The 13,779-nt window shown below is 69.5% G+C and carries 14 protein-coding genes; 11 read left to right on the top strand and 3 right to left on the bottom strand.

Annotation, left to right across the window (positions count from 1 at the left end; genetic code table 11):
- Nucleotides 1-16 precede the first annotated feature (16 nt).
- Together thiC and BHS09_RS21285 are read left to right on the top strand one after the other, a co-directional pair.
- Complete coding sequence (thiC, locus tag BHS09_RS21290) at nucleotides 17-1,891, top strand: phosphomethylpyrimidine synthase ThiC (RefSeq protein WP_140798759.1); 1,875 nt, start codon at nucleotides 17-19, stop codon at nucleotides 1,889-1,891.
- Between the two features lie 140 nt (nucleotides 1,892-2,031).
- Nucleotides 2,032-2,397, top strand: coding sequence for a DUF4870 domain-containing protein (locus BHS09_RS21285; protein WP_237077302.1), 366 nt, complete (start codon nucleotides 2,032-2,034; stop codon nucleotides 2,395-2,397).
- 82 nt (nucleotides 2,398-2,479) lie between these two features.
- On the opposite strand, the gene moaA is transcribed toward BHS09_RS21285, so the two are convergent.
- From moaA to thiO, 3 genes are all read right to left on the bottom strand, one after another.
- Nucleotides 2,480-3,484 (bottom strand): GTP 3',8-cyclase MoaA, encoded by a 1,005-nt coding sequence (gene moaA / locus BHS09_RS21280; protein ID WP_140798757.1) that lies wholly within the window; start codon nucleotides 3,482-3,484, stop codon nucleotides 2,480-2,482.
- A gap of 57 nt (nucleotides 3,485-3,541) precedes the next feature.
- Complete coding sequence (locus BHS09_RS21275; protein ID WP_140798755.1) at nucleotides 3,542-4,777, bottom strand: HD-GYP domain-containing protein; 1,236 nt, start codon at nucleotides 4,775-4,777, stop codon at nucleotides 3,542-3,544.
- Nucleotides 4,778-5,067: 290 nt separating this feature from the next.
- The gene (gene thiO / locus BHS09_RS21270) at nucleotides 5,068-6,186 is read right to left on the bottom strand and encodes a glycine oxidase ThiO (protein WP_140798753.1); all 1,119 of its coding nucleotides are present in this window, start codon (nucleotides 6,184-6,186) and stop codon (nucleotides 5,068-5,070) included.
- 299 nt (nucleotides 6,187-6,485) lie between these two features.
- Between thiO and hisG the strand changes: the two genes are divergently transcribed.
- Genes hisG through hisIE form a run of 9 tightly spaced genes read left to right on the top strand, consistent with a single transcriptional unit; the run spans nucleotide 6,486 to nucleotide 13,671 of the window.
- Entirely contained in the window at nucleotides 6,486-7,346 is an 861-nt protein-coding gene (hisG, locus tag BHS09_RS21265) for an ATP phosphoribosyltransferase (RefSeq protein ID WP_140792664.1), read from the top strand.
- On the top strand, nucleotides 7,346-8,656 hold the full coding sequence (gene hisD, locus BHS09_RS21260; RefSeq protein WP_174259424.1) for a histidinol dehydrogenase: 1,311 nt from the start codon (nucleotides 7,346-7,348) through the stop codon (nucleotides 8,654-8,656). The genes hisG and hisD overlap by 1 nt, the downstream gene beginning before the upstream one ends.
- On the top strand, nucleotides 8,653-9,690 hold the full coding sequence (locus BHS09_RS21255) for a pyridoxal phosphate-dependent aminotransferase (RefSeq protein ID WP_140798749.1): 1,038 nt from the start codon (nucleotides 8,653-8,655) through the stop codon (nucleotides 9,688-9,690). The genes hisD and BHS09_RS21255 overlap by 4 nt, the downstream gene beginning before the upstream one ends.
- Nucleotides 9,687-10,280, top strand: coding sequence for an imidazole glycerol phosphate synthase subunit HisH (hisH, locus tag BHS09_RS21250; protein WP_140798747.1), 594 nt, complete (start codon nucleotides 9,687-9,689; stop codon nucleotides 10,278-10,280). The genes BHS09_RS21255 and hisH overlap by 4 nt, the downstream gene beginning before the upstream one ends.
- On the top strand, nucleotides 10,277-10,993 hold the full coding sequence (locus BHS09_RS21245) for a 1-(5-phosphoribosyl)-5-[(5-phosphoribosylamino)methylideneamino]imidazole-4-carboxamide isomerase (protein WP_140792656.1): 717 nt from the start codon (nucleotides 10,277-10,279) through the stop codon (nucleotides 10,991-10,993). Before hisH ends, BHS09_RS21245 begins: the two co-directional genes overlap by 4 nt.
- Nucleotides 10,990-11,526, top strand: a complete 537-nt coding sequence (locus BHS09_RS21240; RefSeq protein ID WP_140792654.1) for an imidazoleglycerol-phosphate dehydratase — start codon at nucleotides 10,990-10,992, stop codon at nucleotides 11,524-11,526. The genes BHS09_RS21245 and BHS09_RS21240 overlap by 4 nt, the downstream gene beginning before the upstream one ends.
- Nucleotides 11,526-12,287: an imidazole glycerol phosphate synthase subunit HisF gene (gene hisF / locus BHS09_RS21235; RefSeq protein WP_140798746.1), complete on the top strand. Its 762-nt coding sequence runs from the start codon at nucleotides 11,526-11,528 to the stop codon at nucleotides 12,285-12,287. The genes BHS09_RS21240 and hisF overlap by 1 nt, the downstream gene beginning before the upstream one ends.
- The gene (gene hisN, locus BHS09_RS21230; protein ID WP_140792651.1) at nucleotides 12,284-13,063 is read left to right on the top strand and encodes a histidinol-phosphatase; all 780 of its coding nucleotides are present in this window, start codon (nucleotides 12,284-12,286) and stop codon (nucleotides 13,061-13,063) included. Before hisF ends, hisN begins: the two co-directional genes overlap by 4 nt.
- The gene (gene hisIE, locus BHS09_RS21225; protein ID WP_140792650.1) at nucleotides 13,063-13,671 is read left to right on the top strand and encodes a bifunctional phosphoribosyl-AMP cyclohydrolase/phosphoribosyl-ATP diphosphatase HisIE; all 609 of its coding nucleotides are present in this window, start codon (nucleotides 13,063-13,065) and stop codon (nucleotides 13,669-13,671) included. The genes hisN and hisIE overlap by 1 nt, the downstream gene beginning before the upstream one ends.
- Nucleotides 13,672-13,779: the final 108 nt, after the last annotated feature.

The raw sequence follows: 13,779 nt of genomic DNA, 5'->3' as shown, positions 1-13,779 counted from the left end.
CAAGAGGAGATGCGTGATGAGCGGAGCGTCCAGAAGCCTGAAGGTCGACGGGAAGGTGCTGGAGGGAATCAGCCGGGGCCCGTTGCCAGCCTCGCGCAAGGTGTACGTATCCGGCGTGCTGCACCCGGACCTGCGCGTGCCCCTGCGTGAAATCAGCCAGACGCCCACGCGCCATGGCCACGGCCCGGACGCGAAGGAGACGGCCAACCCGCCCGTGCACGTCTACGACTCCAGCGGGCCGTATACGGACCCGGCCGCGGAGCTCGACCTGCGGCAGGGCCTGCCCGCGCTGCGCGAGTCCTGGATTCTGGGCCGCAACGACACTGAAGCGCTGTCCGGCGTGAGCTCCGAATACGGCCGCGCACGTGAAGCGGACCCGCGACTTGCGGGCCTGCGCTTCGCCCACCGCCGCGCGCCGCGCGTGGCGAAGTCCGGCGCCAACGTCACGCAACTGCACTACGCGCGCAAGGGCATCATCACCCCGGAGATGGAGTACGTGGCGCTGAGGGAGAACCTCCAGGTGGAGGCCTCGCTCGCGGCCCAGCACCCGGGCCAGTCGTGGGGCGCGGCGATTCCTCGGGTGATGACGCCTGAGTTCGTGCGCGACGAAATCGCGCGGGGCCGCGCCATCATCCCGGCCAACATCAACCACCCGGAGCTGGAGCCGATGATCATCGGTCGCAACTTCCTGGTGAAGATCAACGCCAACATCGGCAACTCGGCCGTCACGTCTTCCATCGAGGAAGAGGTGGAGAAGATGGTGTGGTCCATCCGCTGGGGCGCGGACACGGTGATGGACCTGTCCACCGGCCGCAACATCCACGAGACGCGCGAGTGGATCCTCCGCAACGCGCCGGTGCCCATCGGCACCGTGCCCATCTACCAGGCGCTGGAGAAGGTGGGCGGCAAGGCGGAGGACCTCACCTGGGAGCTGTACCGCGACACGCTCATCGAGCAGTGCGAGCAGGGGGTGGATTACTTCACCATCCACGCGGGCGTGCTGCTGCGCTACGTGCCGTGGACGGCGAAGCGCCTGACCGGCATCGTCAGCCGTGGCGGCTCCATCATGGCCAAGTGGTGCCTCGCCCACCACCGGGAGAACTTCCTCTACACGCACTTCGAGGAGATCTGCGAAATCATGAAGGCGTACGACGTCAGCTTCAGCCTGGGAGACGGGCTGCGGCCGGGCTCCATCGCGGATGCCAACGACGCGGCGCAGTTCGGAGAGCTGGAGACGCTGGGCGAGCTGACCCAGATTGCCTGGAAGCACGACGTGCAGGTGATGATTGAAGGCCCGGGCCACGTGCCCATGCACCTCATCCAGGAGAACATGACGAAGCAGCTGGCCGTGTGCGGGGAGGCGCCGTTCTACACGCTGGGGCCTCTCACCACGGACATCGCGCCGGGCTACGACCACTTCACCAGCGGCATCGGCGCGGCGATGATCGGCTGGTTCGGCACGGCGATGCTCTGCTACGTGACGCCCAAGGAGCACCTGGGCCTGCCGGACCGGGATGACGTGAAGGAAGGCGTCATCACGTACAAGATCGCCGCCCACGCCGCGGACCTGGCCAAGGGGCATCCAGGGGCTCAGGCCCGGGACAACGCGCTGTCCAAGGCCCGCTTCGAGTTCCGCTGGGAGGACCAGTTCAACCTGTCGCTGGACCCCGAGCGCGCCCGCGCCTTCCACGACGAGACGCTGCCGGCGGAAGGCGCGAAGGTGGCGCACTTCTGCTCCATGTGCGGTCCGCAGTTCTGCTCCATGAAGATCACGCAAGAGGTGCGTGACTTCGCTGCGAAGCAGGGCGTGAGCGACGACGCCGCGCTTCAGTCCGCGCTCGATGAGAAGAGCGAGGAATTCAAGAAGGCTGGGAGCCAGTTGTACCGCTAGGCGGGTGACCCGTCAGATCACCTGTCCTGGACGTGACAATCGGAGCGGGCGCGTGTCATGGTGGACCCCGCTGGGTGCGGTGTGCGCGCCCGAGACATCTTTGGAGGGGATTTTCAATGGAGACTCCGCCGCAGGAGCAAATGGGTTCGTTCGTCAGTGGTACGCCGATGCCGACCCAGGATGAGAAGACGATGGGGCTGCTCGCTCACATGGGCACCATCCTGGCCAACTTCGTGGGCCTGGGCTTCGCCGTGCCGCTGGTGCTGATGCTGACGAAGGGCAAGGAGTCCTCCTTCGTCCGCGCCCACGCCGTGGAGTCGCTGAACTTCCAGATCACGATGTTCATCGCGGCCTTCGTCAGCGCCATCACCGTTTGCATCGGCATTGGCGCCGTCCTGCTGCCCATCGTCGGCATCGTCGCCATCGTCTTCGCCATCATCGCGGGCCTGAAGGCGAACGAGGGTCAGCTCTACAAGTACCCGGTCAACATTCGACTGGTGAAGTAGCGCGCCACGCGGGGCCGGCGGAAACGGTCCAGGAACACTCGGGCGGGCCAGGCGCGAAGGCGCGGGCCCGCCCGTCGTGTTTTCAACCGCCGATGCCCATCATGGACAGCAGCGTGGCGCCGTTGCCGGGCTCGGTGAAGCGGTGGCCTTCTGGCTTGTCGCCCAGCGCCCGGCGGATGGCCACGGCCAGCTCCATGTCGCTGGCGCCGCCGCGGATGAGCTGGTGCAGCGGCGCCTGCGCCCGGCCGCCAAGGCAGCTGCGCAAGTCGCCATTGGACGCCACGCGCACGCGGTTGCAGCTGCCGCAGAAGTTCTGCGTGAGCGGGGAGATGAAGCCCACGCGGCCTCCGGGCGCACGCCAGTAGCGCGCCGGACCGGCGGCGTCGCCCGTGTCATCAGGCGAGGGTTCCAGCGGCAGTCCTGACGCCTGGAGCCGCTCTACCAGCTCCGCGGTGGGCACCGGCGTGCCCTGACCGAAGGGCATCAGCTCGATGAAGCGGGGCGTGAAGCCGCGCGCGTGCGCATAGGCGATCAGGGCGGGGGCTTCCTCGTCATTCACGCCCCGCATGATGACGACGTTGAGCTTGAGGGACGCGTAACCGGCGCCCGCCGCCGCGTCCATGCCTCGCAGCACCGCGTCGAAATCCCCCTGCTTGGAGATGCGGCGGAACGTCTCCGCAAGGAGGGTGTCCAGGCTCAGGTTGAGCTGGGTGACGCCCGCCTCGCGCAGGGGGAGGGCGAGTCGCTCCAGGTGGCTGGCATTGCTGGTGATGGCCAGGTGCTGGATGCCGGGCACCGCGGCGATGCGCCGGGCGATGTCGAGGATGTCCGGGCGGATCAACGGCTCGCCGCCGGTGAGCCGCACACGGCGGATGCCCATGCGGGCGAAGACGGAGGTGATTCGCTCCAGCTCCTCGGGGCCCAGCAGGTCCCGCTTGCCGCCCCACGAGGCGGGCGAGCAGTAGCTGCACCGGAAGTTGCACCGGTCGGTGATGCTCAGCCGCAGGTACGTCATCCGCCGCCCCTGCGCGTCCAGCAGGGGCGGAGCCAGCACGGAGGGCGGGGGCTGGGGGGCAGGCGTCGTCACGGCGGACCTGTCCTCATAACAGCCGCCCCCCCGTGCGGTCATCTCTTCCAGCCAGACTCACCCCTTGTTGCCAGCCGCCGAACGAACGACGGCGGACTTGGGCTCGTCCTCGTCACTGGTGGAGTGGCCAGGCACGGCGGCGTCCACGTCGTCGTCCAGATCCGTGAGCCGGGCCAGCTCCGCCTCGGCGTCATGGGCGTCCTGCTCGGCCTGCGGGAGCTGGAGCTTCTTCGTCGCCATCTCCTGCTTGATGCGGATCAGCCCCTCCTCGCCAATGTCGAGGAACGCCCGCACGACCTCCGGATCGAACTGCGTGTTGGCGCAGCGTTTGATCTCCTGGATGGCGTTGGTGAACGTCGTGCCCTTGCGGTAGGGCCGGTCGCTCGTCATCGCGTCCAGCGTGTCCGCCACGGCGAAGATGCGCGCGCCAATGTGGATTTCTTGCCGCTGGAGGTTGCGCGGATAGCCGGCGCCGTCCCAGCGCTCCTGGTGCGAAAGGACGATGGAGGCGGGCGTGTCCAGGAACGGAATGGCCTGGATCATCTGGAAGCCGATGTCCGGGTGCTTGCGCATCTCCAGCCACTCGTCCGGGGTGAGCTTGCCGGGCTTGAGCAGCACCGCGTCCGGCACGCCAATCTTCCCGATGTCGTGGAGCAGCGCGCCGCGTCCGATCTCCTCCAGCTCCTTGCCCTGGATGCCCATGCGCTGCGCGATGGCGGACGTGTAGCTGACCACGCGCTGGGAGTGGTCGCTCGTCTCGTGCTCGCGCGCGTCCAGGGCGGCCACCAGGGCCAGCAGCGTGTTCTGGTACGTGTTGGCGATGTCGCGCAGGGCGCTGCGCAGCTCGGCCGTCCTGTCCCGGACCTTGCGCTCCAGCTTCTTCTGGTAGCGCTTGCGGGCCATCTCGATGCGGCGCTTGGCCAGCGCCCGCTCGATGGCCCGGATGAGGTCCGTGAGCTTGGGTGGCTTGAGCAGGTAGTCCACCGCGCCGCGGCGCAGGCAGTCCACGGCCGACTCGGTGTCACCGTAGCCCGTGAGCATGATGACGGAGGTGTCGGGGAGCCGCTCGCGGAGGTTCTCCAGGAGCCAGAGGCCGTCCTTGCCCGGCATCTTCATGTCGCTGATGACGAGCGGCGTCTCCTCCTCGCCCGCCAGGTCCAGGGCCATCTCGGCCCCATTGGCGACGACGCAGTTGTAGCCTTCCTCACGTAGCAGGACAGAGATGACGTCTCGTACGGAGTCGTCATCGTCGACGATGAGGATTCGGGGTGGGGCAGGGGGGATGGCTTCCACGGCGAGCGAGTCTAGAGGTTTCCGGGTTTCATTGGCCAACGAGTACGGGAATTTACCATCGGATCAGGGTTCACGGCTGATCGATCGGGGGACCTGGCGAGGGGACGACCCCTGGCGGTGGGTAGGACAGGCAGGCTCAGCGTCCTGTCCGTCCCTCTGAATCAGGCGCCGGGACCGCCCGCCCGTCCGCTCGCGGCCCCAGGGACGGGTCGGGCCCCGGTGACGCCTGTCGTGCCACCTGCGTCCGAGGAGGCAGATGGACGACTCCTCACCCTTGACGTCGGGTTGCGTCAGGTGCGGGGTTGGGCGGGCGAGCGGTCGTACCGGAAGGGGGCCAGGTCCACGGCGGGCCGCTCACCCAGCACGGCCTGTGCGACGAGCTTCGCGGTGATGGGGGCCAGGAGGATGCCGTTGCGGAAGTGGCCCGTGGCCAGGAAGAGCCCGGGAACGGGGCCTTCACCCAGGTAGGGCCGCTTGTCCTCGGTCCACGGCCGGAAGCCCGCCCACGTCTCCGTGACGGGCGCCGAGCCCAACTCCGGGCACAGCTCCAGGGCCATGTCGAGGATGCGCGCCAGCCCCGCCGCGGTCACCTGCTTGTCGAAGCCCACCAGCTCCATGGTGCTGCCAGCGATGACCCGGCCGTCCGCGCGCGGCACCAGGTAGCCCTTCTCGGACGTGACGATGCGGTCCAGCAGGGGCAGGCGTGTCTGGAATTGGACCATCTGCCCGCGCGCGGGTCGCACCGCCCGGGCCTCCACGCCGGCGCCGTGGACCAGGGCGGACCAGGAGCCCGCGGCCAGCACCACCGCGTCGGCGCGCAGCAACTCGCCGTCCAGGTCCACGCCCACCGCGCGGCCGCCTTCCTGCACCACGCCGCGCACGTAGCCGCTGCGGAACTCCGCGCCCACCCGGGCGGCGGCCATTGTCAGGGCGCGCACCAGGAGCCGGTTGTCCAGCTGATGGTCGTCCGGGAAGTGCGCGGCGCCCACGGCCTTCGCGGACAGGCGTGGCTCCAGGGCGCGGGCCGCGGCGCCGTCGAGCAACTCGGCCCGGAGGCCCATGCCACGCTGCCACGCCACCGTGGCGTCCAGGTGGTGCAGGCTGGCCTCGTTGAAGGCGACCTTGAGGATGCCGCAGGGCCGGTAGGCCACGTCCACTCCGGACAGCTCGCGCAGCTCGGCGGCGAAGGCGGGATAGAGGCCGCGGCTGCGCAGGCACAATTCCAGGAAGGCGCCCGGACCGTCGGACTCCATCTGGGGCGCGAGCATTCCCGCCGCCGCGCTGGAGGCCTCCGCGCCTGGAATGGAGCGCTCCAACACGACGACGCGCACTCCGGCCTGCCGCAGCCGCAGCGCGATGCCGCAGCCCATGATGCCCCCACCCACGATGATGACGTCCGCGACTTGCATGGGCGCTTCCTGCTCGCCCGCGCGAGTGTTTGCAAGCGTTGCGCGGGCTCTCCCCCGGGCCCGGTTGACGGCGGGGCGCTTTGTCGTTACTCATGCTGCGATGCTCCTCGCGTCCCTTCACCATCACCATGCGCATCATCGGCTCGGCCCCGACGGGACCGTTCGCCATGCGCATGCCTGGGTGAGACGCTAGACGCACCCACCTCGGCACCTGCCGCAGCGACCGAAGGCCCGTCCTCCCAGGACGGGCCTTTTTTCGTTTCCGCGTCGTTGTCTCCCCGCAGTCTCGAAGGTCCCCCATGCTGCTGAAGATTGCTCTGCCGAACAAAGGCCGCCTCTCGGACGAAGTACGGGAGTTGTTCAATGACGCGGGCCTGGAGGTGCGGGCCCGCGGTGAGCGCGCGCTCACCGCGTCATTGGGAGGAGAGTTCGAGGCCATCTTTGTCCGCGCCCAGGACATCCCGGAGTTCGTGGCGGACGGCGCCGCGCACGCGGGTGTCACCGGTTGGGACCTGGTGTGTGAGGCCGGACGTGATCTGGACCTGCTGATGGACCTGGAGTTCGGCAGGTGTCGCCTGGTGGTGGCGGCGCGGGAGGAGGGCGGCTTCGCCTCGCCGGAGGACGTGAAGGAGGGCATGCGGGTCGCGTCCTGCTTCCCCCGGCTGACGCAGGAGTTCTTCGCCAGGCGCGGGCAGCGGGTGGCGGTGGTCCCAGTATCGGGCGCGGCGGAGATTGCGCCCCACCTGGGCATCGCGGACATCGTCGTGGACCTGACGTCCACCGGCTCCACGCTGAAGATGAATGGCCTGCGCGAGGTGGCCACGGTGCTGGAGTCCAGCGCGCGGCTGGTGGCGTGCAAGGGCAATCCGGTGGACGCACAGCGGAAGCTGGACGAGCTGAAGCAGGCGCTGGGCTCGGTGCTGGCGGCGCGCGACAAGCGCTACCTGATGGCCAACGTGCCGAAGGATTCGCTCATCCGGGTGCGCGAAGTCCTCCCGGGCCTCAATGGTCCCACCGTGGTGGACGTGCTGGACGGCGGTGACTTCGTGGCCGTGCACGCGGTGGTGCCGGCGAAGACCATCTACCGCACCATCAACGCGCTGAAGTCATTGGGCTGTGAGGGCATCCTCGTCACCCGCATTGAAAGGTTGATGGCGTGATGGCCTTCCTTGCTTCGTCGACCCTGAGGTACCGCGGTCCTTTGTCCGCTCTTGCTCGGGAGGACCTCCTGCGACTGCTGGACCGGGCGAGTGGCTCCGATGCCCGCGTCGCGCTGCGCGTGCGGGAGCTCATCGCCCGCGTGCGAGCGGAAGGAGACCAGGCGCTCTTCGAACTCGCGCGGCAGTTCGACCGCGTGGAGCTGACGGCGTTGGAGGTTCCGCGAGAGGTGTGTGCCGCGGCGCTCGCCGGATTGGAGCCATCGGTCAGGGACGCGCTGGCCCGAGCGGCCCGCAACATCGCCCTGGCGCATGCGCCGCAGAAGCCGCAATGCGTGGAGGTCGAAACCGAGCCCGGTGTCCTCGTGGGCCGGCGGCCGGATCCGCTGGGCCGCGTGGGGGTGTATGCACCGGGAGGCCGCGCGGTGTACCCCAGCAGCGTGCTGATGGGCGTGGTGCCCGCGAAGGTGGCGGGCGTGGGCGAGGTCATCGTGTGCTCGCCGCCGGGGCCCGATGGATTGCCACACCCCAGCGTGCTGGCGGCGGCATCCCTGGCGGGCGCGGACCGCGTCTTCTCGCTGGGCGGCGCTGGCGCGGTGGCGGCCATGGCCTATGGCACGGAGAGCGTGCCGCGCGTGGACCGCATCGTGGGGCCGGGCAATGCCTATGTGGCCGAGGCCAAGCTGCAGGTGGTGGGCGCGGTGGCGATTGAAGCACCCGCGGGTCCCAGTGAAATCCTGGTCGTGGCCGACGACACGGCGAACCCTGCCGCGGTGGCGCGGGAGATGCTGGCTCAGGCGGAGCATGATCCGGAGGCGGCTTGTGTCACGCTGGCGCTGGGCGACGCGCTGGCGGACGCCATCGCCGCGGAGGTGGAGCGGCAGGCCGAGCGCGCGAAGCGGTGGGAAATCGTCACGTCGGCCCTGGGCTCTCGCGGCGCGGTGCTGACGGTGGCGTCCCTGGAGGAAGCCTGGCCCTTCGTGGCGGACTTCGCGCCGGAGCATCTGCTCATCGCCACCGCGTCGGCGCGGGAGGACCTGGGACGGGTGCGCAACGCGGGCACCGTCTTCCTGGGTGAGCGCTCGTCGGTGGCCTACGGCGATTACATGACCGGCTCCAACCACGTGCTGCCCACGGCGGGGCTGGCGCGGGCGTACTCGGGACTCAACCTGCTCGACTTCTACCGGTGGACCACCTACCAGCGCGTCGCGCCCACAGCCGCGGCGTCTCTGGCGGAGGACGTGGGGCGGCTGGCCGACAGTGAAGGTCTCTTCGCGCACGCGGACGCCGCGCGCGCCTGGGGGCGGCCATGATTCCCAGGCGGGCTTCGTATCGTGACATTCCGCTGTACGCGCCTTCGAAGCGGCCGTGCCGCGTGGACCTGAGTGACAACACCAACCTCTTTGGCGTTCCGCCTTCCGTGGAGCGGGTTCTTGCCACCTCCGTGTCCCACGTACCGCGTTATCCGCGGGGTCATGCCCAGGACCTGCGCCGGGCATTGGCTGCGTCCATTGGCGCTGAGCCCGAAGAAATAACGACGGGCTGTGGCTCGGATGACGTCATCGACTCGGCGCTGCGTGCCTTCCTGGAGCCCGGGGACACGCTGGCCTTTCAGGACCCGACCTTCGTCATGGTTCCGCTGTTTGCCAAGGTGAACGGACTCAAGGCCGTGCCAGTACCGTTGAAGCCGGACTTCGACGTGGATGCGGACGCGCTGCTCGGCACGGGTGCGAAGGTCATCTACCTGTGCTCGCCCAACAACCCCACAGGCACCGCGCTGTCGCGGGCGGCGGTGGAGCGTGTTGCCGAGGACGCACCCGGCATCGTCATCATCGATGAGGCCTATGCGGACTTCTCGCCAGGGACGGATTTCCTCGACCTGGCGCGACGGCGGTCGAATGTCCTGGTGACGCGCACCTTCTCCAAGGCCTTCGGGCTGGCGGGGCTGAGAGTCGGGTGGGGCGTCGGCTCGCCCGAACTGGTGGCGGAGGTCGAGAAGGCTCGCGGACCCTACAAGCTCACCAGTGTCGCGGAGGCCGTGGCCGTCTCGGTGCTGAATGGTGACGCACACTGGGTGCGAGCCCGTGCGGAGGAAGCCGTCGCCTGTCGCGAGCGGCTGCGCGGCGAGTTGGTGTCGTTGGGCCTGACGCCTCTGCCATCGGAAGCCAACTTCCTGATGGTGCCACTTCCAGGTGCGCTGGCGGTCGCGGAGCGGCTGCGCGAGCGGGACGTGAATGTGCGGGCGTTCCAGGTGCTGACGGGCGTGGGCGACGCGCTCCGAATCGGTGTGGGGCCCTGGCCCTTGATGGAGACGGCGCTGGCCGCGCTGCGGGAGGCGTTGCGATGAGAGTCACCTTGTTCGACTACGGCGCGGGCAACCTCCACTCGCTGGCCAAGGCGCTGGCCACGGTGCCGGGCGCTGAGGTGCGCGTCCAGGAGGACCCCTTGCGTGCGCTGGACACCGACGTGCTGGTGCTGCCGGGGGTGGGCGCATTCGGTGCGGCGGTGGCGCGGCTCAAGCCGGGGCGTGATGCCATGCGCGAGGCACTGGAGAAGGGCCTGCCCTGCCTGGGCATTTGCCTGGGCATGCAGTTGCTCTTCGAAGGCAGTGACGAAGGCCAGGGCGCCGGCCTGGGCTACTTCGCGGGCCGGGTGACACGGCTGGCAGCGAAGCGAGTGCCCGAGATTGGCTGGAACCAGGTCGAGGACGAACGCACGCTGGCGGGTGCGCGGCTGGACACCGTGTACTACGCGCACAGCTTCGTCTGTCGCGCCGCGGATGCTTCGGTGGTGACGGGGTGGACGACGCACGAGGCGGACCGCTTCCCGGCGGCGGTGCGCAGGGGACGGGTGGTGGGTGTGCAGTTCCACCCGGAGAAGTCCTCCACGGCGGGCGTGCGCTTCGTGCAGGCCTTCCTGCGGGAGGTGGCGCCGTGATTGCGATTCCAGCCATCGACCTACGCGAGGGCGCGTGCGTCCAGCTCGTGGGCGGCTCGTTCGCGGCGGAGAAGGTCCGGGTGGAGGACCCGCTGGAGGCATTGAAGCAGTGGCGCCGTCACGGCTTCCGCGCGTTCCACGTCGTGGACCTGGACGCGGCGCTGGGCAAGGGCTCCAACTCGGACGCCATCTTCCAGCTGACCGCCTACGAGCGAGGGCTCACCTTCTCCGTGGGCGGCGGCGTGCGCGATTCCGACCGGGTGGAGGCCATCCTGTCGGGCGGAGCCGAGTTCGTGGTGGTGGGGACTCGCGCCATCGAAGACGCCGGCTGGCTGGCGGACATCGCGAACCGCTTCCCCGGCCGGGTGGTGGTGGCCGCGGACGTGAAGGGGCGCGAGGTGGTGACGCGAGGCTGGACGGAGGGAAGCCATCGCGACATCCGGGAGGTGCTTGCGGCCTTCAAGCCCTTGCCGCTGGCGGGCCTGCTCGTGACGGCGGTCCACAAGGAGGGGCAGCTGTCGGGAGTGGACCTGCCGTTGATGCGGGAAGTGGCGAGCACCAGCCGGCACCGTCTGTACGCGTCGGGCGGCGTGACGACGCTGGAGGACCTGCGGGCCCTCGCGGCGGCGGGCGCATACGGGGCCGTCATTGGCATGGCGCTGTACACCGGAAGGCTGGATGCGAGCGCAGTCGCTCGGGAGTTCGCGGGATGACCACTGTCATTCGGGAGACGAAGGAGACGCAGGTCCGGGTGGAGCTGTCGCCGGGCAAGGGCGTCACGAACGTGGACACGGGGTTGAAGTTCTTCGACCACATGCTGGCCACCTTCGCGCGCTACGCGGGGCTGGACCTCTCGCTGCATGCGCGGGGGGACCTCACGCACCATGTGATGGAGGACGTGGCCATCACGCTGGGCACGGCGGTGCAGCAGGTGATTCCAGCCACGGCCGCGCGTTTCGCCGAGCGCACCATTCCCATGGACGACGCGCTGGTACAGGCCTGCCTGGATGCGGGGGGGCGCTTCTATTACCAGGGCCCGTTGAAGAACCGGCTCTACGAGCACTGGATGCGCTCGTTCAGCGAGCACGCCCGGGTGACGCTGCACCTGCGGGTGCTGCGCGGAAAGGACAGCCACCACGCGACGGAGGCGTCCTTCAAGGCGTTGGGGCTGGCGCTGCGGGACGCCATGGTGGACTCCGGCTCGGTGTTCAGCATGAAGGGCGCCGTGTCCCTGGAGGTGAAGTGATGCTCACGCGGCGGCTCGTCGTCTGTCTGGACGTGAAGGGCGGACGCGTGGTGAAGGGCGTCCAGTTCGAGGGACTTCGCGACGTGGGTGACCCGGTGGAACTGGCCCGGCGCTACGAAGCGGAGGGTGCGGATGAGCTGACGTTCCTCGACATCTCCGCCAGCGCCGAGGAGCGGGATACCTTGTGGGAGCTGGTGCGGCGCACCGCCGAGCAGCTCTTTATTCCCCTGGCTGTCGGCGGCGGGGTGCGCACGGTCGATGACGTGGGCCGGGCGCTGCGAGCGGGCGCGGACAAGGTGAGCATCAACTCCGCGGCGGTGGCCAATCCGGCGCTGCTCACCGCGTGTGCGGAGCGCTTCGGCGCACAGTGCGTGGTGGCCAGCATCGACGCGAAGCGAGACGGCGACCGCTGGCGCGTCTACACCCATGGCGGCAGGAAGCCCACGGACCTGGACGCGGTGGCCTGGGCGCGTGAGTGCGTGGCGCGAGGGGCAGGGGAAGTGCTCCTCACCAGCATCGACCGGGATGGCGCGCGGACGGGCTATGACCTGGCGTTGACGCGGGCCGTGTCGGCGGCGGTCGATGTGCCCGTCATCGCCTCGGGCGGCGCGGGCAGCGCGGCGCACGTCCGGGATGCGTTCCAGGAGGGAGGCGCTGATGCGGCATTGGTCGCGGGCATCCTTCACGACGGCCTCACTACGGTGGGCGCCATCAAGGCGCTGCTCCGCGAGGGCGGCCTTCACATTCGGAGCGTGGCATGACGGACTCTGGAAATCTGATGCAGGCCGCCGCCGAGGTGGCGCGGATGGCGGGTGACGCGGCGTTGGGGTTCTTCCGCGGTGGCATCGCGGTGGACACGAAGTCGGACGGCTCTCCGGTGACGGTGGCGGACCGCACGGCGGAGTCCCGTGCGCGCGAGTGGCTGGAAGCGCGCTTCCCCCAGGACGGCATCCTGGGCGAGGAGTTCGGCGAGACGCGTCCGGGCGCGAAGCGCCGGTGGATCCTGGACCCCATCGACGGGACGAAGACGTTCATCCGCGGTGTCCCCCTGTGGGGCACGTTGGTGGCGTTGGCGGAAGGTGAGCGCATCCTCGTGGGGGCCGCGTACTTCCCCGCGGTGAGTGAGTTGCTGGTGGCGGCGCCGGGGCAGGGCTGCTTCTGGAACGACCAGCGCGCGGCCGTGTCCACGCAGGCGGAGCTGTCCCAGGCAGTGGTGCTGTCCACGGATGAGCGCTTCCCGGTGTACCCGGAGCGCGGGGCCGCCTGGCGAGCGCTCGCGCGGGATGCGGCCGTGGACCGCACCTGGGGGGATTGCTACGGCTACCTGTTGGTCGCCACCGGGCGCGCGGAGGTCATGGTGGATGAGCTGCTGTCCCCCTGGGATGGAGCGGCCTTGCAGCCCATCATCGAGGAAGCCGGCGGTGTGTTCACCGACTGGACGGGGCGGCGGACCGCGTTCGGCGGAAATGGAATCGCCACCAACGCGGCCATGGCGCGCGTGGTGCGGGAGCGGCTCGGCGCCGTGGAGACACGCTGATGTTCGACCTGGACGCGCTCGACTTCGCGAAGGGCAACGGTCTGGTGACGGTCGTCACGCAGGACGCGAGCACCGGTGACGTGTTGATGGTGGCGCATGCCGACCGGGAAGCCCTGGAGCGCACGCTGGCCACGGGGGAGCTGCACTACCGGTCGCGCACGCGCGGCCTGTGGCACAAGGGCGCCACCAGTGGAAACGTCCAGCGCGTGGTGGCGCTCCGCGCCGACTGTGACGGTGACGCGGTGCTCGCGCGCGTGGAGAAGGCGGGCCCGGCGTGTCACACGGGGACGGAGACCTGCTTCGGCCCTGGCCGTTGGGATGCGCTGAGCGCGCTGGATGACACGCTCGCTCGCCGCGCCGCACCGGTGGAGCGGCCCGATGATGCGCCTCCAAGCTACACGCGCCGCCTGCTGGAGGACCGCAACCTGCGCTTGAAGAAGCTGGGCGAGGAGGCCGCGGAGTTGGTGACGGCGTGCGCGGACGCGGATCCGTCACGTGCCGCGGAGGAAGCGGCGGACGTGCTCTACCACGTGCTCGTCGCTGTCCGGCCCCTGGGCCTCTCGCTCGATGACGTGAAGGCGGTCCTCGCCAGGCGCGCTCCGCGCTGAGCCGCCGCGCACGTCCGCTGTACGACAGTATCCGGTGAATCCTGGAGATGACGCGGGCGTATACGTGTTTTCCCTGAGTGTCCGTGTCGGTCCAATTGGATTTGTCCG

The organism is Myxococcus xanthus (assembly GCF_006402735.1).
GTDB classification, from domain to species: domain Bacteria; phylum Myxococcota; class Myxococcia; order Myxococcales; family Myxococcaceae; genus Myxococcus; species Myxococcus xanthus_A.
The sequence above is the reverse complement of the archived record's forward strand: the minus strand, read 5'-3'. Positions and strand labels throughout refer to the sequence as shown.

Coding starts and splice junctions, on each gene's coding strand:
- hisF (WP_140798746.1), top strand. CDS start 11,526: ATGCTCACGCGGCGGCTCGTCGTCTGTCTGGACGTGAAGGGCGGACGC.
- BHS09_RS21255 (WP_140798749.1), top strand. CDS start 8,653: ATGATTCCCAGGCGGGCTTCGTATCGTGACATTCCGCTGTACGCGCCT.
- hisIE (WP_140792650.1), top strand. CDS start 13,063: ATGTTCGACCTGGACGCGCTCGACTTCGCGAAGGGCAACGGTCTGGTG.
- hisG (WP_140792664.1), top strand. CDS start 6,486: ATGCTGCTGAAGATTGCTCTGCCGAACAAAGGCCGCCTCTCGGACGAA.
- thiC (WP_140798759.1), top strand. CDS start 17: ATGAGCGGAGCGTCCAGAAGCCTGAAGGTCGACGGGAAGGTGCTGGAG.
- BHS09_RS21285 (WP_237077302.1), top strand. CDS start 2,032: ATGGGTTCGTTCGTCAGTGGTACGCCGATGCCGACCCAGGATGAGAAG.
- hisH (WP_140798747.1), top strand. CDS start 9,687: ATGAGAGTCACCTTGTTCGACTACGGCGCGGGCAACCTCCACTCGCTG.
- hisN (WP_140792651.1), top strand. CDS start 12,284: ATGACGGACTCTGGAAATCTGATGCAGGCCGCCGCCGAGGTGGCGCGG.
- BHS09_RS21240 (WP_140792654.1), top strand. CDS start 10,990: ATGACCACTGTCATTCGGGAGACGAAGGAGACGCAGGTCCGGGTGGAG.
- thiO (WP_140798753.1), bottom strand. CDS start 6,186: ATGCAAGTCGCGGACGTCATCATCGTGGGTGGGGGCATCATGGGCTGC.
- hisD (WP_174259424.1), top strand. CDS start 7,346: ATGGCCTTCCTTGCTTCGTCGACCCTGAGGTACCGCGGTCCTTTGTCC.